We start from the raw sequence: 21,722 nt of genomic DNA on the forward strand, positions 1-21,722 counted from the left end.
TTGGAACAATGATAAGCAACTAAGGGGCGGGGTATGCAGGACCTTAACGATCTCTATTATTACGCAGAGGTGGTAGAGCATGGCGGATTCAGTGCTGCCGCCAGAGTATTAGGTTTGCCCAAATCAAAACTGAGTCGGCGGTTAGCTTTATTGGAAGAGCGGCTGGGGGTGCGATTAATTCAGCGCTCAACCCGGCGCTTTGCCGTGACGGATGTCGGGCGCACCTATTACGAACACTGTAAAGCGATGCTGGAAGAAGCCAAAGCGGCACAAGAAGCAATAGAGTTAACGCGAGCTGAACCACGCGGTGTCGTGCGTATCACCTGCCCAGTGGCACTGTTGCAGGCCACGGTCAGTGCCATGTTGGCAGACTTCATGGCCAGTTGCCCGCTGGTGACGCTGCATCTCGAATCGACCAATCGGCAGGTAGACCCGGTTGCTGAAGCCATAGATATTGCGATTCGGGTTCGGCCGCCGCCGTTGCAAGACAGTGATCTGGTATTGAAGGTTTTGGGCAACCGCTGTCAGTGCCTGGTCGCCAGCCCTGAATTGATTGCCCGCCTTGGCGAGGTGAAAGTACCGGCTGATTTGACCGGCTGGCCTAGTCTGGGACTGGGGCAGCCTCAACAGGAATTTATCTGGAATTTAGACGGGCCGGAAGGGGCGCACGCGGCGGTCTATCATCAACCGCGACTGGTGACCGCCGATATGACCACATTACGCAGCGCGGCGGTAAGTGGTGTCGGGGTGGTGCAGTTGCCTGTCATGATGGTGACGGAGCAATTAGCAGCGGGTGATTTAATTCGCCTGCTGCCTGAGTGGTCACTGCGCCATGAAATTATCCATGCTGTTTTCCCTTCACGGCGTGGTTTATTGCCTTCAGTGCGCAGCGTGTTGGATTATTTAACGCTACGTTTTAGTCAACTTGACGATCAATAAAATACCACGGTATTAGTCACTGTTGATGGGTGTGCCAATATTGGCCGCCCAAACTTTAATCCGTTTATCTAATGTGATGGTAAAGCCCGATTTTAGTTGGTTGTAGAGCTTATTGACCTTGTCGGCATCATGCAGGGTATAGCTTATGACGGTATGACCCGCCGTTGTCAGGCAGCCATATTCGACGGTTAACATATCATTATTAAAAGCAAATTCAGTGGTTATTTTCTTATTATCACAGGGTTCATTGCCTATTAATGAAATCACCATATTGGCCCAGTGAGTGGTGGGGCCGGCAATACTGATAAGCACCGGTTCCTCATCTTCTGTTTGGGTGGCTCCGTATAAAACACCACCCTGAATATGCCAAATATTATATTCTTTGGGGTTATAAACCGCCTGGCAAAGGGGAATAAATGATAAAGATAAAATCAGAATGAGTAAGGAGCGCACAGTCATCTCTGCAACACCACCAGAATAAGAATATTGCCATATTAGGGGATTTGTCTGGTAGAACAAGCCAATGATGTCAATTGGGCAAATTATGCTGTTTACCAATACCTGTCTGGTATTTATTCGATGAAATAGGCGCTAACGTGGTGATTTATATACTGCTAATGTTTGTGACTCATATTTGTGATTAATGTTTGTGATTAATGTTTGTGGCGATGGTGCGAGTCAGGAAAATGGGGATGAGAGTGCTCCATCGGTTGGTGCTGATGAGGATGTTTATGGGGGATATCGGCATTGACGGGGAAATCATGTGAATGCTGGTGGTGTTCGTCATGGAGATGTTGGTGCTCGTGCAGTAAGTCATCATGGTGGTGCTGATGCTCATGCTGCTCAGTCAGATGTAACCAAATCCCTATTGCCATCAATAGCCCGGCCACGATCAGGGGGATTGTGACTGCATCACCCATCGCCACTGCCAGCGCCGCACCTAAAAAAGGCGCGATAGAGAAGTAAGCGCCGGTTCGGGCGGTACCGAGGTGGCGCAAACCAATCACAAACAGCGCCAGACTCACGCCATAGGCAAAGAACCCCACCAGCAAAGCACCCGCCAAATTGGGCAGCGGCGGCAAGGTTGCGCCGAGGGCAAATGCCAATGCGAGATTCACCACACCCGCCACCAATCCTTTGACCGAAGCAATCCAGGTGGCGTCCGTCAGCGAAACTTTACGGGTCAGATTGTTATCAATTCCCCAAGCAAAACAGGCGCCTAGAATAGACAGCGTCGGCCACAATCCGGCAAAGCGAGCTTCTCCAGGCCAGCTCAAAATAGCGGCACCCGCTACAATAACTATCATGCCCAAGGCAATGCGGCGGTCAAAATTCTCTTTGAAAGCAAACCAGGCGAGCAGGGCAGTGAATACCCCTTCGGCATTGAGTAGCAGCGAGGCTCCCGATGCGGGCATACCGGTCAGGCCTATCATCAGTAGCACTGGCGCAATGATCCCTCCGGCGGTAATCGCGCCGATGAACCACCATAACTCATTACGCGGTAGCTTGACGGCAGCCGGGCGGGTTATCAACCGATATAGCGCCAAACCTACCCCCGATCCCAAATACAGCAAACCGGCCAGCAACCACGGGCTCACCGTATTCAGCAATTGTTTTGCCAGCGGAGTTCCCGCACCAAACAGTACCGCAGCAGTTAATGCCGCCAATACACCCGGTTGTCGCAGTCCATCATGCCATTTCATTGGGTTAGCTCTGAGAATTATGCAGGGAGTGGAAATTTTAGCGCATTAAAAAGCCGGAAAGCTATTTCTGTGGCAGAAAAAGATGACCGGCTAGTTTGGAAGTTAATTATCAACAGTCTGCCTATGGAACAACTCACGGAATACCGGATAGATATCTTCGGGTTCCCTAATATGCTGCATGGCAAAGTTCTCATATTTTGCCTGTAAGTCTTCATATTCCCGCCACAGCGTTTGATGGGCACGGCGGGTTATTTCGATGTAACTATAGTAACGCACCACGGGAAGAATTTTTTTCGCCAGCAATTCGTGACACAGAGGCGAATCATCAGCCCAGTTATCGCCATCCGAGGCTTGCGCCGCATAGATATTCCATTGCGCTGGGTCATAGCGCTCTTGCACCACTTCGTCCATTAATTTCAGCGCACTGGAAACAATGGTGCCACCGGTTTCTTGCGAATAGAAAAACTCTTGTTCATCAACTTCTTTAGCTTGTGTGTGGTGGCGGATATACACCACATCCACATTTTTATAAGTCCGGCTCAGGAACAGATACAGCAGAATATAAAACCGTTTTGCCATATCTTTGGTGGCTTGATCCATAGAACCTGACACGTCCATCAAGCAAAACATCACTGCCTGACTTGATGGCTCCGGGCGTCGTTCATAGTTCTTATAGCGTAAATCGAAGGTATCAATAAAAGGTACTCGGGCGATTTTTTGTTTCAACTCGGCAATGGCTTTACGTATCCGCTCTTCTTCCAATAATTGTGCCGGTTCCGAGTTCTCCAATGCCTTAAGTGTTTCCTCCAATTCGCGCAGTTCGCGGCGTTTACTGGCCGTCATGGCCGTGCGGCGGGCCAGTGAGTTTTGCAGTGAACGCACCACACTGATATTGGCAGGAACCCCATTGGAGGTATAACCCGCGCGATGGGTTTTAAATTCAGTCAGCTGTTTATACTGATTTTTCTTCAGGTTAGGCAGCGCTAAGTCTTCAAACAACAAATCGAGATATTCATCCTTGGAAATCTGAAAGACAAACTCATCTTCTCCTTCACCGTCCTGACCGGCATTCCCCTGACCACTACCGCTGCCGCCACCACCACCTTGCGGGCGCTCTATACGGTCATTAGTAATAAAATGATCATTGCCGGGGTGCACCCGATGGCGTAACCCGCCACGGCCCTGATGGAACATTGGCTCATTGATGTCGTCAATAGGAATCGACACCGATTCACCACTCTCAATATCAGTTACCGACCTTTTATTGATGGCATCAGAAATCGATTGTTTAATTTGCGACTTATAGCGGCGCAAAAAGCGCTGGCGGTTAACCATGCTTTTATTCTTGCCGTTAAGTCGCCTGTCAATAAAGTAGCCCATAACTCCCCCTGCCTCTATTCCCTGCATCTTCCACACTGTGGCTGTGCTGGCTGGCAACACAGCCACAACGCGAAAGCTGTACCTGTAATATTAGGGTGGATCGACAACAGGTTATGATGATTTTCTTACCCGTAGGTACCATTCACACAGTAAACGAACCTGCTTACGGGTATACCCTTTCTCCATCATCCGATCGACAAAGTCATCATGCTTTTTCTGCTCATCTGTTGAAGTCTTGGCGTTAAAGGAGATAACCGGCAATAACTCTTCAGTGTTAGAGAATATTTTCTTCTCAATAACCGTGCGCAACTTCTCATAGCTGGTCCAATTTGGATTGCGGCCATTGTTATTGGCTCTGGCGCGCAACACAAAGTTGACGATTTCATTACGGAAGTCTTTCGGGTTGCTGATACCCGCAGGTTTTTCAATTTTCTCCAGTTCAGCATTCAGCGATTCACGATCAAACAGTTGCCCGGTATCGGGATCGCGGTACTCTTGATCCTGAATCCAAAAATCAGCGTAAATAACATAGCGGTCGAAAATATTTTGACCGTACTCAGAGTAGGATTCCAGATAGGCAGTCTGAATCTCTTTGCCGATAAATTCGGCATATTTCGGGATCAAATAGCCTTTCAGGTGCTCGAGGTATTTTTCCGCGACATCCTGTTGGAATTGCTCGCGTTCAATCTGTTGTTCCAGCACATAGAAGAGGTGCACCGGGTTAGCTGCCACTTCTGCATGGTCAAAGTTAAATACCCGTGACAGGATTTTAAAAGCAAAACGGGTAGAAAGGCCGTTCATCCCTTCGTCAACCCCAGCATAGTCGCGATACTCCTGATAAGACTTGGCTTTCGGGTCGGTATCTTTCAGGCTTTCACCGTCATACACCCGCATTTTGGAGTAAATGCTGGAGTTTTCCGGTTCTTTCATCCTTGAGAGAATGGAGAAGCGCGCCAGTGTTTCCAACGTCCCTGGAGCGCAAGGCGCATGAGTTAATTCACTGTGATTCAACAGCTTGTCGTAAATCTTGATCTCTTCTGATACCCGCAAGCAATATGGCACTTTGACGATATAAACACGGTCAAGGAAGGCTTCATTGTTCTTGTTATTACGGAATGTCACCCATTCCGATTCGTTAGAGTGCGCGAGGATAATGCCGCTAAATGGCAGGGCAGAGATCCCCTCGGTACCGTTATAGTTCCCTTCCTGAGTGGCGGTCAGCAGGGGATGCAGCACCTTAATAGGCGCTTTGAACATTTCGACGAATTCCATAATCCCCTGGTTCGCGCGGCACAATGCCCCAGAATAACCATAAGCATCAGGGTCGTTTTGGGCATGGTTCTCCAGTTTACGGATATCAACCTTACCCACCAGAGCAGAAATATCCTGATTGTTTTCATCACCCGGCTCAGTCTTCGCAATCGCGACCTGCTCAAGAATAGAAGGCCAGACTTTGATGACTTTAAATTTGGTGATATCACCGCCAAATTCATGCAGACGTTTGGCCGCCCACGGCGACATGATTGTGCCGAGATAACGGCCAGGAACATTGTATTCTTTGGCTAAAATCGCCGCATCTTCCTGCGGGTTGAATAAGCACAATGGATGGTCATTGACCGGGCTGCGCTCACCATTAGCACTTAAAATATAGATAGGCACCCGCTGCATCAGTGCTTTCAAACGTTCAGCCAGTGATGATTTACCCCCACCCACAGGGCCGAGCAAATACAGGATCTGTTTCTTCTCTTCTAACCCTTGAGCAGCATGTTTAAGGTAAGAAACGATCTGCTCTATGGCTTCTTCCATTCCATAGAACTCTTCAAAAGCAGGGTAGCGGGCGATAACTCGGTTGGAGAACAGCCGAGACATGCGAGATTCGAGTGCGGTATCAACCATGACAGGCTCACCAATAGCCATCAGCAGACGTTCAGCCGCATTGGCATACGCACTGCGATCTTGTTGGCAGATGGTGAGGAACTCCTGCAGTGTGAACTCTTCGTCCTTGGCAGCCTCATAGCGTTGGCGGTAGTGATCAAATATGTTCATAGCGATGCCCGTCCTGTTTGAATGGTTGGGAACATAAAATAATAGTAGCGCTTTATGCCCGTCATACTTCAAGCTGCATGTGCGTTGGCTACGCTCTATCACCCGAATCACTTACTAATGTAAGCTCATCGGGACTCCCTCGTTTGCCGCCTTCCTGCAACTCGAATTATTTAGGTATATTGGGTTAAAATTTTGAAACTACTACCTTATTGTTATGGTCGCGTCTCTCATAAAGGTCAAGTTGACATTAACCACAGATTTGCCACTCCCAGTACAATAAATAACCATTATTCGGTAATTAAATCTATTTTTTATTTCATTAACAGTGTTTTATATATAATTAATTGAGATTATCTATTTGAATATCTTGTTATTTTATTGTAATCAAATCTACGTAAATTTTTAGGTTATCAATTTGTGGTATATCGGCGATAAGTTGTACGGGGAAGGCTAATTTTGAGCGTGGTGTGTAAAGATTTCGCCACGGGCAAGCAATTGATTTACACTAAGTTAACTAACGATTTTGTTACCAAAGGGATCTTTCCGTGAAAAAACATTACATAAAAACGAAGCAAGTCAAAACACTGGCAGCGTTGGCTGTAGCTACCGCAGTTTGTATGCCTACTGCGATGGCAGGGACATGGTCTTTGGGGGCCTCAGCATTAGTCAGCCCTGACCCATATCGCGGTAAGAATGACCGTGTTTACCCAGTGCCTATCGTTTCTTATGAAAGTGATAATTTCTATTTCCGCACACTGGCTGCGGGTTATTACCTATGGAAAGATGACAACAATCGTTTATCGATTGATGCCTATTATTTGCCACTGCATTTTACGCCGGGCGACAGTGACGACCAGCAGATGAAGCAGTTGGATAAACGCCGTAGCACTTTGATGGCGGGGATGTCTTATTCCCACATCGAGGATTGGGGGACTTTACGCGCAATGTTCTCCGGCGACGTGCTGGATAACAGCGGCGGCTTTGTTGGTGATCTGGCTTATCTCTATCGTTTCAGTGTTGATAGCTGGACGCTGACTCCGGGCGTTGGTGTTGCCTGGAACAGTGAAGATCAGAATAAGTATTACTATGGTGTGAGCCGTGGGGAGTCCGCCCGCAGTGGACTGGCCCAGTACAGCCCTAGTGATAGCTGGTCACCGTATCTGGAGTTGACGGCAAACTACAATATCAATCCAAACTGGAATGCTTTCTTTACTGGTCGTTATATTCACCTGGCAAATGAAGTGAAGAATAGCCCAATGGTAGATGCCTCCTGGACCGGCGTACTGTGGACTGGGGTTACATATACTTTCCGTTAATTTATCACGTACCCTATCTGAACAATAAAAAATGGGGCTTTGTGCCCCATTTCAGACTGCTGACAAAACCTAAGGACTTGATCTTGCAAGGTGAAGGCAGGTAGAAGAGTAAAGCGTCCGCGCCAGGGACGGCGCGGGTCGAGCCATCAGGGACGATTTTACGGCGTCTTTACGATCTGCCTGTTTTCACCGTTACGGGCACTTTGTCATTAACCTGAAATGGGGCTTTGTGCCCTGAAGAATCCCCAGAAAACAAGACAGGCATAGCGTGATGTGATCTACTGATTGCTCCACCAATTCAATGAGATTACCGCTATGCTTGTTCGTAAAGTATGCCAAAATTTTTTCCAGAATGCCTTAGCACCATTTCATAAATACCGGCAAAGCGCCCTGATGGATGCCACTGTTGCTTTAATCAATGGAGCTTCACTCACTCTAACCAGTATCGGCCGTTTCTTACCGGGTCAGGCTCAGGTTAAAAACAAAATTAAACGCGTGGACCGTTTGCTGGGAAATGAGTCTCTTCATCGTGATATTCCACTGATTTTCAATAATATTATAGCTATGCTGACCCGGAAATTATCTCTGTGCGTGGTTGCTGTTGACTGGAGTGGATATCACTCGCATGAATACCACATTCTCCGGGCCAGTTTAATTTGTGATGGCCGCTCCATTCCTTTGTTAAGTCAGATTGTTCCGTCGGCTGAACAGCAGAGCGAACAAATTCATAAAACATTTTTAAATGCATTTGCCCGAGCCGTTAATCCCGATGCCAGAGTTATTATTGTTACCGATGCAGGTTTCCAAAATGCCTGGTTCAAACATATAAAATCATTAGGCTGGGATTTTGTCGGAAGAATAAGGGGATATACACGACTTCGACTGCATCGGGAGGGTGATATCTGGTACAAACCACAGGAACTTCAGGCCAGAAGCCAGCCCGAATATTTGGGGCCGGGTACGTTGTCACGTACTCAATATGCCCGCTGCGAAGGCCATTTTTATCTTTATAAGAAAGCCCCTAAAGGTAGAAAAAACAGACGTTCCCGTGGCAGGATAAAACGCTACAAACAAGAGCGTGACGGCCGCTCATCAGCCAAAACACCCTGGCTACTGTTTACCAGTAGCGACGACTTCAGGCCCCGTGAAGTCATGAAAATATACAGCAGAAGAATGCAAATAGAGCAAAATTTCCGTGATGAAAAAAGTGAGCGCTTTGGATTTGGTTTGCGTGCAAGCCGCAGCAGAACAACGGAGCGAATGCAGGTCCTGAGCCTGTTAGCAACGTTAAGTACAATTGTGATGTGGTTAATGGGGTATCATTTTGAAAATAAAGGATTACATGTGAGGTATCAGGCTAACAGTGTGAAGTCGAGGCGGGTCATATCTTATCTGACGTTAGCAGAGAATGTCTTAAGACACTCTCCGCTAATATTGCGACGAATAGCACTGAATAGTGCACTTAATCACCTTGCCAGAGCCTACCGAAATATGGTGCTAGTTTATTAATGGTGATTTTGTGGGGATCCCTCAGGGCTTTGTGCCCCATTTTTGTGTCTGCAATATCAGCCGTTATTGGGCATTCTTGCGACTACGAATGGTCATGGCCAGACGTGCAGGGGAATCTTGCTTGGCAACCAACGGTTTATTCACCCGCGCAGTTTCTACACAAACCATTGTTTTATAGCCATCATTTGGCATATCAACCATGCTGCTGGACAGTTCAGCACCTGGATTCCACGCAACTACGTCACTTTGATGATGATGATGCACTTCAATGGTACGTTTCAGCGCGGCATCTTTTATCAGGCTGTAGGCTTCAGGGTGGGTATAGATGCGGTCAGTCTGACCGTTAAAGACCAAGTCACCTTGTTGCGTTGCATCAGCAATTTTCAGCACTTTATCAAGGTACTTTTCGCCCAGGCCACTGATCTTAATCTGGCTGATATCACCAATCTGGAAATAAGTGTGCAAGGCAGCAACTGCCTCGTACTCACCGTGTGATTCTAATTCCATTTCACATTCTTCGCCCAGCTTGAAGCGGGCAATCAAAGTGAACGGGTGTGGCCAAAATTGACGAGATGCATCGCTGTCTTCCAGAGTGAAGGTCAAGATAACCCCATTCTCATTTTCATCATGGGCGCTGAGCTGCCATGGCAGTAAACGAGCAAAACCATGCGAAGGTTGCGCTGATGGGCCAAACCAAGGCCAACAGATCGGCACACCTCCACGAATAGCGACACCGTCTTTAAATGGTGTGTTATTACTTAACCAAATAATCGGTTGCTCACCACTCGGTTGGAAAGCCAATAAATGAGCACCTTGCAAGCTGACGGCGGCACGCACCTTCGGATGGGAAACCACTACGATTGGCAGTTCATCCAACTGGCGCTGGCTGATATAAGGTGAAATTTGTTCAACAACAGGTAGGGTGAAGACTTTCTCGTTCATTCGTTTGACCTTATGAGCAAAGGGGCTAGAGATCCAGTGAACTTCAGACTTTCGATAATATCACAGGCTTTATATCTTGCAGCAAATCGGCGCTAACCGAGTAGTGAATCATTGATATTGCGCAATTTTTTATATACCTATCCTATTCAAGCTGCATGCGCGTGGCTGCTGCAAGCCGCGTTCCTGCAACTCGAATTATGTGCGTCAAGCCAGACGCAGCAAGGGACAGTGTTAATTTTATCGTAATTTATTTTTTGTAAAACTTAGCACGTTGAATCTAAATAGGATTACATCACCATCGATTATCATCGCCACGTTATGTATGATCATTTACTGCTATCCGTGATGATTTTGTCAGGTCTTTTGCGGAATGATGATTTTATGAGCTATGATAGCGGCATAACAGTGGAGTGAAGACATGATTAAGAAAAAGCAAAATAAGGTTGGTTATATGGCAGCAGCTTTGGCGCTAGCTATGGCTCCTGTACCGGCAACCTCATTGGGCTATAGCGATATAGCAACAAATGCCGCTGATACAAGCACCACCTTACAAGCGCTACAAGGTTCCATAGCATATTTACCCATTAATGATGCAACGTCTTATATTCGGGCAATGGCTGACCGGTTACGTTTCCATTTAAAAAACATCCGGTCAGAATGGGAAGAAAAACAAAGGCCTATTGAAATACATAATCAAAGTCCCTTTGTTCAGAAGCACTTGATCCGTGAGTTGGAAAAACGGATAGATTTTGCTAAAAAATTCATCAGTGCAGTCAGCTTAGCTTTAAAAGAAGTTGGCGAAGATAATCATGAATTGCGTAACGAAATTGTTACCTTTGGCCGTGCTGTCGCAAGCCTTCGTTATATCGCTGAGGATTTCTTGTCATTCATAGAACAAACTCACCCCCCAAAGGAGATAAGCACAGCGAAGATTAAAGTCAGTGCTGATGATGTCAAAGCAATGATCCGGGCAGAACACCAGTCTTTAGGGTTAGAGGCTCCAGCATTTGACAAGGCGGTGTAATGATTACAGTTTCAGCGCACCCCAAAGTAGAGCATCTGGAAATTGCAGCGTTATATGTACAAGCACTGGAACAATGGAAAAATGGTGGGCCATTACCCCCGGAATTCGGGAGTGAAGGGCAGTGGGAAGATAATCGCAAACTCTGCGATTCGTTTGTGTACAAAATCCATATACATCTACCAGATGATCCACCGTGGCCACCGCGATTGGCAGTAGCTTCTAGAAAATCTGATAACTACCTGGTTTATGCTCGGCATTGGTTAGACCCCAATAAATACCAACTTATAAGCATTATGAGTCCTGAAGCCCACGCGTTAGCGAGAACATCATATTTAGCCGAACTAGAACGGCGAGCCGAAGAATTCCAAAATACCTAAGCCAGCTTCCGTGCTGGTTTTTTTATGCCCAAAGAAAAGCCTCGCAAGCGGGGCCGTTTATCTCAATGTGGTCAACGTGTGGACATCGACAGAAATTAATCCTTTAATTTCAAGTAATTAATCAAAATAAAAAAGCCACCCGGAGGTGGCTTTTGGCAGAAATCTACATCAATCCATTATTTGGAGATGTGAGAGATCAAGTCCAGAACTTTGTTTGAGTAGCCAGTTTCGTTATCGTACCAAGAAACCAGTTTCACAAAGTTGTCATTCAGCGCGATACCAGCTTTAGCATCGAATACTGAAGTCAGTTTTTCGCCGTTGAAATCGGTAGAAACAACGTCGTCTTCGGTGTAACCCAGAACGCCTTTCAGCTCGCCTTCTGAAGCCGCTTTGATAGCAGCACAGATTTCTTTGTAAGAAGCTGGTTTTTCCAGACGTGCAGTCAGGTCAACAACTGAAACGTTAGGAGTAGGAACGCGGAACGCCATACCAGTCAGTTTGCCGTTCAGTGCTGGGATAACTTTACCTACTGCTTTAGCAGCACCGGTAGAAGAAGGGATGATGTTCTGGGATGCGCCGCGGCCGCCGCGCCAGTCTTTGTGAGACGGGCCATCAACAGTTTTCTGAGTAGCGGTAGTTGCATGCACAGTGGTCATCAGCGCTTCAACGATACCGAACTTGTCGTTGATAACTTTAGCCAGTGGAGCCAGGCAGTTAGTCGTACAAGAAGCGTTAGAAACGATTTCCTGACCTGCGTATTCTTTATGGTTAACGCCCATAACGAACATAGGGGTATCGTCTTTAGACGGACCAGTCAGAACCACTTTCTTAGCACCAGCAGCAATGTGCTTACGTGCAGTTTCGTCGGTCAGGAACAGGCCAGTTGCTTCAGCAACAACGTCAACGTTAACTTCGTTCCACTTCAGGTTAGCCGGATCTCTCTCTGCGGTAACACGGATGGTTTTACCGTTAACAACCAGGTGGCCGTCTTTTACTTCTACAGTACCGTCGAAACGACCGTGGGTAGAGTCGTATTTCAGCATGTATGCCATGTAGTCAGCGTCCAACAGATCGTTGATTGCAACGATTTCGATGTCAGAACGTTCCTGAGCAGCACGGAAAACAATGCGACCGATACGGCCGAAACCGTTGATACCTACTTTGATAGTCATATATTCCACCAGCTATTTGTTAGTGAATAAAAGGTTGGTTGTAAAATTACAAAAACCTTACCGAGCGTCAAGCGGAATCGTGTCAATTATTGCTACAAATCAAACCAGACAGGGTAGATCGAACATTAATCACGCGTTTCCAGATACGATTAGCCTCATTTTTATATTGGGGCGAATTATTCAGTTTAAAGTGAGAATCAGTAATATTTGCGATTTTTATCACATTTATACTGTTGCAGCTTCGATGGCATACAGTTTAGGACAATTTTAACTGCTTTGTTGTTAATTTTTTGTTATTATTAGACGTTGTTTTCGTTGACTTTATTCCCTGCCAGAGAACCGCACAAATGGCTAAAGAACTGAACCCTACAGAAAATATTGAGAAATTGACCGATATTCAGCGGCATGTCACCCAACTGCGGGGGACGGAAGCGCCGTTTAGCGGCAAATTACTGCACAACAAGCGCGAAGGGGTATACCAATGCTTGTGCTGCCACCAGCCGCTTTTTATCTCAGAGTCGAAGTTTGATTCTGGCTGTGGCTGGCCGAGTTTCTACCAGCCTTTGGATGCTGAATCTATTCGCTATATCGATGATTATTCTCATAATATGCATCGTGTTGAAATTCGCTGTGGTCATTGTGATGCGCATTTGGGGCATGTCTTCTCTGATGGCCCACAACCCACAGGGGAGCGTTATTGCGTGAACTCGGCCTCACTCAATTTTGTTGATGACCAAAATGGCGAACAAATCCCCGGATAAATACCGGTTGTTGTGACCATTTTGTGAATGAAAAATCGATTCAGCTTATTATTCGTTTACTGAGGATGCTCTGATGGAGCTTGAAGACCTGATTTCAGTGATGACGCCTGAAATCTACCAACGTTTGATGTTGGCTGTAGAGTTAGGCAAATGGCCGGATGGTGTGGCATTGACGCCAGAACAGAAAGAGAACAGCCTGCAAATGGTGATGTTGTGGCAGGCCCGTTACAACAAGGATGCGCAACATATGAGCATCGGCACCGATGGCCAGATAGTGATGAAAACCAAGCAAGAGCTGAAGCAACAATTCAGTCAGCCGACACTGGTTAAGTTGAAGCCCGAGTAATCATTCAAGCAAGTCAGGCCGGATACAGAGAAAACGGAGCCAGATGAGGCTCCGTTGATGCTTATCTTATCAAGTCAGCGAGCTGTCAGTTGCTTTACTTCAGCAATAAATTGCGCCAATGACTGTATGTTAGCTCCGGCTTCATTCATCGCATCAAGAGCCAGTTGGCTGTCTTGTGGTTGCAAATTGACGCCACGGCACCCATCCTTAATGACGGATGTTTTATAACCTAATGTTAATGCAGCCAACACGGTGTATTTCACACAGTAATCTGTTGCTAATCCCATAACGAACAGGCAATTGATCCCTTGTTGTTGTAACCAATCATCCAGCGGTGTTTTTGCCCGCCGTCCATTGTCGAAAAAAGCACTGTAGCTGTCGATATCCGGATTCTGACCTTTACGGAAAATCTGAGTAATAACCTCTTGATTCAACTTTGGATGCAAAGCTGCTCCAACTGAATTCTGAACACAATGCACCGGCCACCACACTTGGGTTAACCCTTCCAAATCACCGGTCGTCCAAGGCTCTGCCTGCGAATTGACAGCAAAACTGCGGTGTTCTGCTGGGTGCCAATCCTGGCTGGCGATAATCGGTATTTTGTGAGCCAGACAGGTAGTAATAGCCTCATTTGCAACGGCAATCACCGCGTCACCCTTGGCAACCGCTAACGCACCACCTGGGCAAAAATCATTCTGCAAATCAATTAACAACAGCGCTGCATTCATTCACATTCCGCCCGATCAGTTAGTGTCCGTTAATTCACCGCGCAGATTTTGTTGCATTAAGCGGCGAATTTCTTCAGGAGATAGAGATTGACTCAATAAATAGTGCAGTTTGGTCAGCGCCGCTTCAACGGTCATATCAGAGCCGCTGATAACCCCCGCATGTGCCAATGCATTACCGGTGGCATATCCGTCCATATTGACTCTACCAGAAATACATTGCGTCAGATTCACTACTACAATGCCTCGTTCACTGGCATTTTTTAATTCATCTAATAATTCGGCTTTTTGTGGTGCGTTGCCGACACCATAGGAGCGTAAAATAAGTGCTTTTACGGGTTGTAACAAGAAGTTACGCACAACAGCACCAGAGATACCCGGGTAGATAGTCACTACACCAATCGGTTGTGGGGTGATGTTATGAACAATCAATGGACCATTATTGATTGGTGATTCTACTGAGGCCATTCGGCGAATATGAATGCCGGCTTCGAGCAGCACCGAGAGGTTAGGTGAAGCAAATGCATCAAACCCATCAGCATGGGCTTTAGTGGTACGATTGCCGCGAAACAGTTTGTTATTAAAGAACAAACTGACTTCATTGACGGGATGGTTGGCGGCCAGATAGAGAGCATTCAGCAAGTTAGTTTGCCCATCAGAACGCAACTCTGCCAAGGGGATTTGCGAACCAGTGACAATCACCGGTTTGGCCAGATTTTCCAACATAAAAGAGAGCGCCGAGGCGGTAAAAGCCATCGTGTCGGTGCCGTGCAAAATCACAAAGCCATCATACAAATCGTAATTTTGCTGAATATCATTGGCGATATGCTGCCAGTCCTCCGGGGTCATATCCGAGGAATCAATCAATGGGGCGTATTCATGGATTGTAAAATCCGGCATTTCCGGGCGATGGAACTCAGGCATAAGCGCAAGCTGGCGCTGTAGATGGCCGGAAACCGGAATGTATCCGTTATCCGAGCGTTGCATACCAATAGTCCCGCCGGTATAAGCGACATAAATAGATTTCTTCTGCATGAGCAATATGCCTAAAAGGTGGTGCGAAATGAGATGGGGGAATTATAGGGCGACTGGCGAGGAAAAAAAGCCCGGCAGGTGCCAGGCAGAGTATTTATCGACTATATCCATCGTAAATTGACGTTGCAGCGGTGTTAGCTGCATTTGTTCGCCCGAATCACTGACCTGAGTCAGCTCATCGGGACTTACTCGTTTGCTGCCTACCTGCAACACCCATTACTTTGGATATCTTTGAGTAATTTACTAGCGTACATCACCGCAAGTTAGGCATAACGCATAACGATTCTGTGGGTCATTGAGCGTATTCATTAAGTTGGGCTGATCTTTTACCGCTTGTGCCACAGCAGATATTGGCGCAGGCAACCAGGCTTGAATCGCAGTAGGTAACATCGCCTGTACTGACGCACTCATCTGGCCGAAAATCAAATCACTGAGGCTTGGTTCATCAACAAACCAATTCAGTTGCCAGGTTTTCAGTTTTGCCAGCTCAGCGACTTTCTTAACGGCATCGTCAAAATCACCCAGTTGATCTACCAGACCATTATTTTTGGCATCTATACCAATCCAAACATGGCCTTGTGCAATTTGATCAACTTGCTCTGGTGTTTTATGGCGAGCGGTTGCCACCAAATCAATAAAGGTTTTGTAGCCATTTTCGATATTGATCTGCATCATCTGAGAGAACTCAGGTGGCAGGTCTTTGGTCACAGAAACATTTGCCAGTGGCGATGTTGCCACACCATCGGTATGCACCCCGATACTTTCCAAGGTATTTTGGAACGTATTAATCACACCGAAAATACCGATCGAGCCGGTCAGGGTGCTTGGGTTGGCGATGATATAGTTAGCCGGTGTTGAGATCCAATAACCACCAGAGGCTGCCATCCCGCCCATTGATACCACCAATGGTTTATTAGCGGCACGTAAGGCGGCTAATTCAGTGCGAATCAGTTCAGAAGCACTCACGCTGCCGCCTGGACTGTTGACTCGCAAGATAACGGCCTTGATTTTCGGATCCAACCGCGCCTGGCGAATTTGGGCGGCTAAAGCATCACCACCGACATTCCCTGGCGTCTGTGGTCCATCCATGATGGCACCATTAGCAAAGAGTACTGCTATTTGTTCGCCTTGCTGTGGAGTCGGAGTAGGTTGGTAGTCATAAATGCTGACATAGTTGAAGTCGTTATTCTTCTTATCCCAGCCGAAGGCTTTAACCAACTCATTTTCCATCTCTGGGCGTGTGGCGAGTTGATCGACCAGTTTGCTCGACAGGGCATATTGCGCTTGAGAGCCACCTGCCGCCTGCAATCCACGGACAACACCTGCCGCCCCCGGGAACAATTGTTCTGGGGTTAATTGCCGGTTAGCCGCAACAGCAGTCAAATAGTTCTGCCATAAACCACCAATCCAGCGAGTATCCGCCTCACGTGCGGCAGGGGACATATCATCACGAATCATCGGTTCAACAGCAGACTTATAGGTGCCGACGCGGAAGATATTGGTGGTAACTTTAAGTTTTTCCAATAGTGATTTGTAGTACAGATTATTGCTGGCAAAACCATGCAGAGCGACCGTCCCTTGCGGTGACAGGTAGATCTTATTGGCAAAGCTGGCTAAATAGTACTGAGTTTGACTATAGCTTTCGCCAATAGCGTAAATCGGCTTGCCGCTATCACGGAATTCCCGCAGCGCTTTGCCAATATATTGCAGAGAAGGCTGATCAGCGCCGGTGAAGTCGCTCAGCGATAACACCAGACCAGTAATATTATTATCGGCTTTTGCCAACCGAATGGTTTCTACAATATCAAACAGGGAGTTTTCCTGTAGGCGATTGCTGGATGCCCCTAATAACTCACGCCCCCACTGGCGTAATTTATTATTTACCGCAGGTTGATCGACAACGACACCGCTTAAATTCACTAACAGTGCGCCTTTAACCGGTTCTGCCGGTTTACTTTGGAACTGAAGGTAAATACCGACACCGACCAAAATCAGCAGTATCAGGAAAAGATTAAGAATAAACTCTCTGGCAAAATTCAGCAGACGCCAGGTCCACTTGAAACAGCCAGCAATAATTCGCCACAAAGTGCGCATGTTATCTCCAACAAAACCGGGCAAGTATCGCTATCCTAATGACCTGATGAACAAAAGTCAGCTTTAAATCATCGAGAAACATAGCTATTAGGTCAACACTGGTAACAAAATGACAACTTATGCTACCGTGTTGAAAATGAAAATCGTTATCAGGAGAAAATGATGGATGCATTGGAACTGTTACTTAATCGCCGTTCGGCGTCGCGCTTAGCTGCTCCAGCCCCAGCAGGCGAAGCATTAGACCATATTATTCACGCAGGAATGCGTGCTCCCGATCATGGCACATTGCAGCCATGGCGCTTTGTTTTAATTCAAGATGCGGGGCTGCAACGTTTTAGCCAATTGCTACAGGATGCGGTCAAGCACGATGGCTCTGATGAAGCTGTGTTGGAGAAGGCCAAACAGGCACCTTTCCGTGCGCCTTTAATTATTACTGTTATTGCGCATGTTACAGAAAACCCTAAAGTACCAAACTGGGAGCAGGTCGTTTCTGCTGGTTGCGCGGTGCAAGCCATGCAAATGGCCGCGCTGGCCCAGGGTTTTAATGGTATTTGGCGCACCGGTTCCTGGACACATCATCCGGTTGTCCGTGAAGGTTTTGCCTGCCGCGAACAAGATGAAATTGTCGGTTTCCTGTATCTTGGGACTCCACAGCTGAAATCAGCGACCAAAGTGACACCACCCGATTACTCGACTTTTGTTCGTTATTTCTGAGAGATATCGGCTATTTCTTACACAAGACTACGCGGCCTGTTGCTTTTATCGGCAACAAGCTGCATTTTGCCTGCTTTGTGACCAACCTATCTGCCCGATCACCGCTCTCTACTTACTAAGCTAAGCTATAGACGCTACCATAGGTGCCTTGGATGCATATACCCGTCATACTTCAAGTTCCATGAGTGTTGGCTACGTTCAATTACCCGAATCACTTACTCATGTAAGCTCATCGGGTTCTCTCGCTTGCCGCCTTCCTGTACTCGAATTATTTAGGGTATATATATCTTTAAACTGCTTATTACTGAACCACCAGACGGGAGAGTGTTATGACATCGCCAGCGATACGTCTTACTCAATACAGCCACGGAGCGGGCTGCGGTTGTAAAATTTCGCCTAAAGTATTAGATAAAATTTTACATTCCGAGCAACAAAAATTTCTTGATCCTCGCCTGCTGGTGGGCAATGAAACCCGTGATGATGCAGCTGTTTATGATATTGGCAATGGTGTTGGTATTATCAGCACCACCGACTTTTTTATGCCGATCGTCGATGATCCTTTCGACTTCGGGCGCATTGCTGCCACTAATGCCATTAGTGATGTTTATGCGATGGGCGGCAAGCCGATTATGGCCATTGCGATATTAGGGTGGCCAATTGATAAACTGGCACCAGAAGTCGCCCAGCAAGTTATCGAAGGCGGCCGATATGTTTGCCAGCAGGCAGGAATTTCGTTAGCAGGGGGGCATTCCATTGATGCGCCGGAACCGATTTTCGGTTTAGCTGTCACGGGTATTGTCAGCACTGAGCAGGTTAAGAAAAATAGTGCAGCTAAAGCGGGCTGCAAACTGTTTCTCACCAAACCGCTGGGAATTGGTATCCTCACTACCGCTGAGAAGAAGAGTCAATTACGACCAGAGCACCAAGGTGTTGCTACGGAAACCATGTGTCAACTGAATAAGTCTGGTGCTGACTTTGCCCATATACCCGGGGTCACTGCTATGACAGATGTGACCGGGTTCGGTCTGTTAGGCCATCTCAGTGAGATTTGTCAGGGGTCGGGTGTGCAAGCGACATTACATTTTTCGTCTATCCCGCGTTTACCCGCAGTAGCAGAGTATATTGCCGCAGGTTGTGTTCCGGGCGGAACGGGCCGCAACTTTGACAGCTATGGTCATCTGATTGGCAAAATGTCCGATTTGCAGAAGAGTTTACTCTGCGACCCACAGACATCAGGTGGCTTGCTGTTAGCTGTTTTACCTGATGCTGAGGCGCAAGTGCAGGAAATAGCCGCTCAACATGGTATGACGCTCAGTGCTATTGGCGAACTAAATGTGGTGGATAATGACCGGGCACTGATTGAGATTACAGAATGACCTTTTATTTGCAGTCTTTTTATTTGATGTATCAGTGCGGTGAATGATGCGACTTTTTATTGCCGAAAAACCGAGTCTGGCACGGGCGATAGCCGATATCTTGCCAAAGCCGCATCGACGGGGTGATGGATTCATTGCCTGTGGTAGTGACAACATGGTGACCTGGTGTGTGGGCCACTTGTTGGAACAAGCTCAACCTGATGCTTACGATAGCCGTTATGCGCGTTGGTCACTGGCAGATTTACCGATAATTCCTGAAAAATGGCGATTACAGCCACGCCCTTCAGTGAGCAAACAATTGAATGTTATCAAACAGTTGTTACAACAAGCTGATGAGGTCATTCATGCAGGAGACCCTGACCGTGAAGGGCAACTTTTGGTTGATGAGGTATTGGATTACCTCGATTTGGCGGCAGAGAAGCGGCAAAACGTCCGGCGTTGTTTGATTAATGACTTAAACCCGCAAGCGGTTGAGCGCGCCGTGGAGCGCCTGCGTTATAACCGTGAGTTTATCCCGCTATGTGTCTCAGCATTGGCGCGAGCCAGAGCCGACTGGTTATATGGCATCAATATGACTCGAGCCTATACCATTCTTGGGCGTAATGCGGGCTATGATGGCGTGTTGTCGGTCGGTCGGGTGCAAACGCCGGTGTTAGGGCTGGTGGTGCGCCGCGATGAAGAAATAGAAGATTTTGTTGCCAAAGATTTTTTTGAAGTTAAAGCCCATATCGTCACGCCTGCTGATGAGCGCTTTATTGCACTATGGCAGCCGAGTGATTCTTGTGAGTCCTATCAGGATGAAGAAGGGCGCTTGTTACACCGGCCACTGGCAGAACACGTGGTTAATCGTATTGCGGGTCAACCTGCACTTGTTACCTCCTATAATGATAAACGGGAATCAGAAACAGCCCCGTTGCCATTCTCGCTATCTACCTTGCAGATTGAAGCCGCCAAACGATTTGGGCTAAGTGCGCAGCAAGTGCTGGATATTTGCCAGCGATTATATGAAACGCACAAATTGATTACGTATCCGCGTTCGGATTGCCGATATCTACCAGAAGAGCATTTCGCAGGGCGTCATTCGGTACTCAATGCCATTAGTATCCATCAGGCTGATCTTTTACCGCTGGATGTGATGGACAGTGATAGGCGCAACCGCTGTTGGGATGATAAAAAAGTCGATGCCCACCACGCCATTATCCCGACGGCGCGGGCCAGTAAAGTGAATTTAACAACCGATGAGAGCAAGGTTTATCGCTTAGTCGCGCAGCAATATCTGATGCAATTTTGTCCTGACGCGCAGTTTCGTAAATGTGTTATTGAGCTGGATATTGCCGGTGGTAAGTTTATTGCTAAAGCCCGTTTTCTGGCCGAAGCGGGTTGGCGTACCTTGCTTGGAAGTAAAGAGCGAGATGAAGAGAATGAAGGCGCGCCACTGCCAGTGGTTGAGAAGGGGGCCGAGTTGTTGTGTGAGCGCGGTGAAGTTGTGGAGCGTCAAACTCAGCCGCCCCGGCCATTTACTGATGCGAGTTTATTATCAGCCATGACCGGTATTGCCCGTTTTGTGCAAGATAAAGAGCTGAAGAAAGTGTTACGTGCAACTGATGGTTTGGGGACTGAAGCAACACGAGCCGGAATTATTGAGTTATTGTTTAAACGGACTTTTTTGTTTAAAAAAGGCCGGTACATCCATGCCAGCCCAGCAGGAAGAGCATTGATTCATGCATTGCCTGATATTGCCGCACGGCCGGATATGACGGCGCACTGGGAGTCTACGCTGACACAAATCAGTGAGAAAAACTGTCGCTATCAGGATTTTATGCAACCGCTGGTGGCTACATTGCAGGATTTAATCAGTCAGGCAAAGCAAAATCGGTCACCTCAGGTCTTTCGTGGATTGCCAGCAGCCCCATCTGGGGCGATAAAAAAACGTAAGAAAACGCCATCCAAAACCAAGGAGAATAAGTCATGAGAACATGGGTAATGCTGGGATGTATTGGTTTTGCCACACTTATTTCCGGTCAGGTTTTGGCAAACAGGAGTAATGTTGATGTCGTTGTTCCTTTGCCTCCAGAGGTCTGGAATAACTCATCAAATCGCAATACCAACAATAATCCTTGCACACGCTGCTGCATTTACCAAAATCAAAATTACTCGGAAGGTGCAGTGTTGCGGGTTGAAGGTGAAGTTTTGCAATGTGTGCGTGATCCCAACGTGGTTGGGACTAATCCACTTATCTGGAAAAGATTAACCAGATAACGGA

The 21,722-nt window shown here is 47.2% G+C and carries 20 protein-coding genes; 11 read left to right on the forward strand and 9 right to left on the reverse strand.

What is annotated here, in order from left to right; genetic code table 11:
* The first annotated feature begins 33 nt into the window (after positions 1-33).
* Positions 34-939: a LysR family transcriptional regulator gene (locus FGL26_RS03825; protein WP_011816435.1), complete on the forward strand. Its 906-nt coding sequence runs from the start codon at positions 34-36 to the stop codon at positions 937-939.
* A gap of 12 nt (positions 940-951) precedes the next feature.
* Here FGL26_RS03825 and FGL26_RS03830 read toward each other — a convergent pair whose 3' ends face one another.
* The 4 genes from FGL26_RS03830 to yeaG form a co-directional block, all read right to left on the reverse strand.
* A complete protein-coding gene (locus FGL26_RS03830; protein ID WP_005162920.1) occupies positions 952-1,398 on the reverse strand; it encodes a hypothetical protein in 447 nt (148 codons plus the stop codon).
* Positions 1,399-1,592: 194 nt separating this feature from the next.
* Entirely contained in the window at positions 1,593-2,642 is a 1,050-nt protein-coding gene (locus FGL26_RS03835) for a DMT family transporter (RefSeq protein ID WP_005169265.1), read from the reverse strand.
* Positions 2,643-2,744: 102 nt separating this feature from the next.
* On the reverse strand, positions 2,745-4,022 hold the full coding sequence (locus tag FGL26_RS03840) for a YeaH/YhbH family protein (RefSeq protein ID WP_005169266.1): 1,278 nt from the start codon (positions 4,020-4,022) through the stop codon (positions 2,745-2,747).
* A gap of 111 nt (positions 4,023-4,133) precedes the next feature.
* Positions 4,134-6,068 (reverse strand): protein kinase YeaG, encoded by a 1,935-nt coding sequence (gene yeaG, locus FGL26_RS03845; protein WP_138060218.1) that lies wholly within the window; start codon positions 6,066-6,068, stop codon positions 4,134-4,136.
* 545 nt (positions 6,069-6,613) lie between these two features.
* Between yeaG and FGL26_RS03850 the strand changes: the two genes are divergently transcribed.
* The gene (locus FGL26_RS03850; protein WP_005169267.1) at positions 6,614-7,384 is read left to right on the forward strand and encodes a MipA/OmpV family protein; all 771 of its coding nucleotides are present in this window, start codon (positions 6,614-6,616) and stop codon (positions 7,382-7,384) included.
* A 315-nt stretch (positions 7,385-7,699) separates the two neighbouring features.
* On the forward strand, positions 7,700-8,893 hold the full coding sequence (locus FGL26_RS03855) for an IS4 family transposase (RefSeq protein WP_005173808.1): 1,194 nt from the start codon (positions 7,700-7,702) through the stop codon (positions 8,891-8,893).
* Between the two features lie 63 nt (positions 8,894-8,956).
* Here FGL26_RS03855 and FGL26_RS03860 read toward each other — a convergent pair whose 3' ends face one another.
* Positions 8,957-9,835, reverse strand: a complete 879-nt coding sequence (locus FGL26_RS03860; RefSeq protein WP_005169273.1) for a D-hexose-6-phosphate mutarotase — start codon at positions 9,833-9,835, stop codon at positions 8,957-8,959.
* A 418-nt stretch (positions 9,836-10,253) separates the two neighbouring features.
* On the opposite strand from FGL26_RS03860, the gene FGL26_RS21395 reads away from it, so the two are divergent.
* Both FGL26_RS21395 and FGL26_RS03870 read left to right on the forward strand, forming a co-directional pair.
* Complete coding sequence (locus tag FGL26_RS21395) at positions 10,254-10,859, forward strand: hypothetical protein (RefSeq protein ID WP_005169275.1); 606 nt, start codon at positions 10,254-10,256, stop codon at positions 10,857-10,859.
* Complete coding sequence (locus tag FGL26_RS03870; RefSeq protein ID WP_005169278.1) at positions 10,859-11,236, forward strand: type II toxin-antitoxin system YafO family toxin; 378 nt, start codon at positions 10,859-10,861, stop codon at positions 11,234-11,236. Before FGL26_RS21395 ends, FGL26_RS03870 begins: the two co-directional genes overlap by 1 nt.
* 176 nt (positions 11,237-11,412) lie before the next feature.
* Here the strand turns inward: FGL26_RS03870 and gapA are convergent, their stop codons facing one another.
* Positions 11,413-12,408, reverse strand: a complete 996-nt coding sequence (gapA, locus tag FGL26_RS03875) for a glyceraldehyde-3-phosphate dehydrogenase (RefSeq protein ID WP_005162909.1) — start codon at positions 12,406-12,408, stop codon at positions 11,413-11,415.
* Positions 12,409-12,755: 347 nt separating this feature from the next.
* On the opposite strand from gapA, the gene msrB reads away from it, so the two are divergent.
* Together msrB and FGL26_RS03885 are read left to right on the forward strand one after the other, a co-directional pair.
* Complete coding sequence (gene msrB, locus FGL26_RS03880) at positions 12,756-13,169, forward strand: peptide-methionine (R)-S-oxide reductase MsrB (RefSeq protein ID WP_005162907.1); 414 nt, start codon at positions 12,756-12,758, stop codon at positions 13,167-13,169.
* A gap of 73 nt (positions 13,170-13,242) precedes the next feature.
* On the forward strand, positions 13,243-13,515 hold the full coding sequence (locus tag FGL26_RS03885; protein ID WP_005169279.1) for a YeaC family protein: 273 nt from the start codon (positions 13,243-13,245) through the stop codon (positions 13,513-13,515).
* A gap of 74 nt (positions 13,516-13,589) precedes the next feature.
* Here the strand turns inward: FGL26_RS03885 and pncA are convergent, their stop codons facing one another.
* The 3 genes from pncA to sppA all read right to left on the reverse strand — a co-directional run bounded on the left by pncA (position 13,590) and on the right by sppA (position 17,369).
* The gene (gene pncA / locus FGL26_RS03890; protein ID WP_005169281.1) at positions 13,590-14,243 is read right to left on the reverse strand and encodes a bifunctional nicotinamidase/pyrazinamidase; all 654 of its coding nucleotides are present in this window, start codon (positions 14,241-14,243) and stop codon (positions 13,590-13,592) included.
* 15 nt (positions 14,244-14,258) lie between these two features.
* Positions 14,259-15,275 (reverse strand): asparaginase, encoded by a 1,017-nt coding sequence (gene ansA / locus FGL26_RS03895; RefSeq protein WP_005166135.1) that lies wholly within the window; start codon positions 15,273-15,275, stop codon positions 14,259-14,261.
* 243 nt (positions 15,276-15,518) lie between these two features.
* Complete coding sequence (sppA, locus tag FGL26_RS03900; protein ID WP_005169284.1) at positions 15,519-17,369, reverse strand: signal peptide peptidase SppA; 1,851 nt, start codon at positions 17,367-17,369, stop codon at positions 15,519-15,521.
* A 162-nt stretch (positions 17,370-17,531) separates the two neighbouring features.
* Here sppA and FGL26_RS03905 point away from each other — a divergent pair, with 162 nt between their 5' ends.
* The 4 genes from FGL26_RS03905 to FGL26_RS03920 all read left to right on the forward strand — a co-directional run bounded on the left by FGL26_RS03905 (position 17,532) and on the right by FGL26_RS03920 (position 21,718).
* Positions 17,532-18,083 (forward strand): NAD(P)H nitroreductase, encoded by a 552-nt coding sequence (locus FGL26_RS03905; protein ID WP_005166137.1) that lies wholly within the window; start codon positions 17,532-17,534, stop codon positions 18,081-18,083.
* Between the two features lie 329 nt (positions 18,084-18,412).
* Complete coding sequence (gene selD, locus FGL26_RS03910) at positions 18,413-19,459, forward strand: selenide, water dikinase SelD (protein WP_005169286.1); 1,047 nt, start codon at positions 18,413-18,415, stop codon at positions 19,457-19,459.
* Positions 19,460-19,505: 46 nt separating this feature from the next.
* A complete protein-coding gene (locus tag FGL26_RS03915) occupies positions 19,506-21,431 on the forward strand; it encodes a DNA topoisomerase III (RefSeq protein WP_005166139.1) in 1,926 nt (641 codons plus the stop codon).
* On the forward strand, positions 21,428-21,718 hold the full coding sequence (locus tag FGL26_RS03920) for a DUF1496 domain-containing protein (protein ID WP_005169288.1): 291 nt from the start codon (positions 21,428-21,430) through the stop codon (positions 21,716-21,718). Before FGL26_RS03915 ends, FGL26_RS03920 begins: the two co-directional genes overlap by 4 nt.
* The last annotated feature ends 4 nt before the right edge of the window (positions 21,719-21,722 follow it).

It is taken from the genome of Yersinia enterocolitica subsp. enterocolitica (assembly GCF_901472495.1).
Taxonomy (GTDB): domain Bacteria; phylum Pseudomonadota; class Gammaproteobacteria; order Enterobacterales; family Enterobacteriaceae; genus Yersinia; species Yersinia enterocolitica.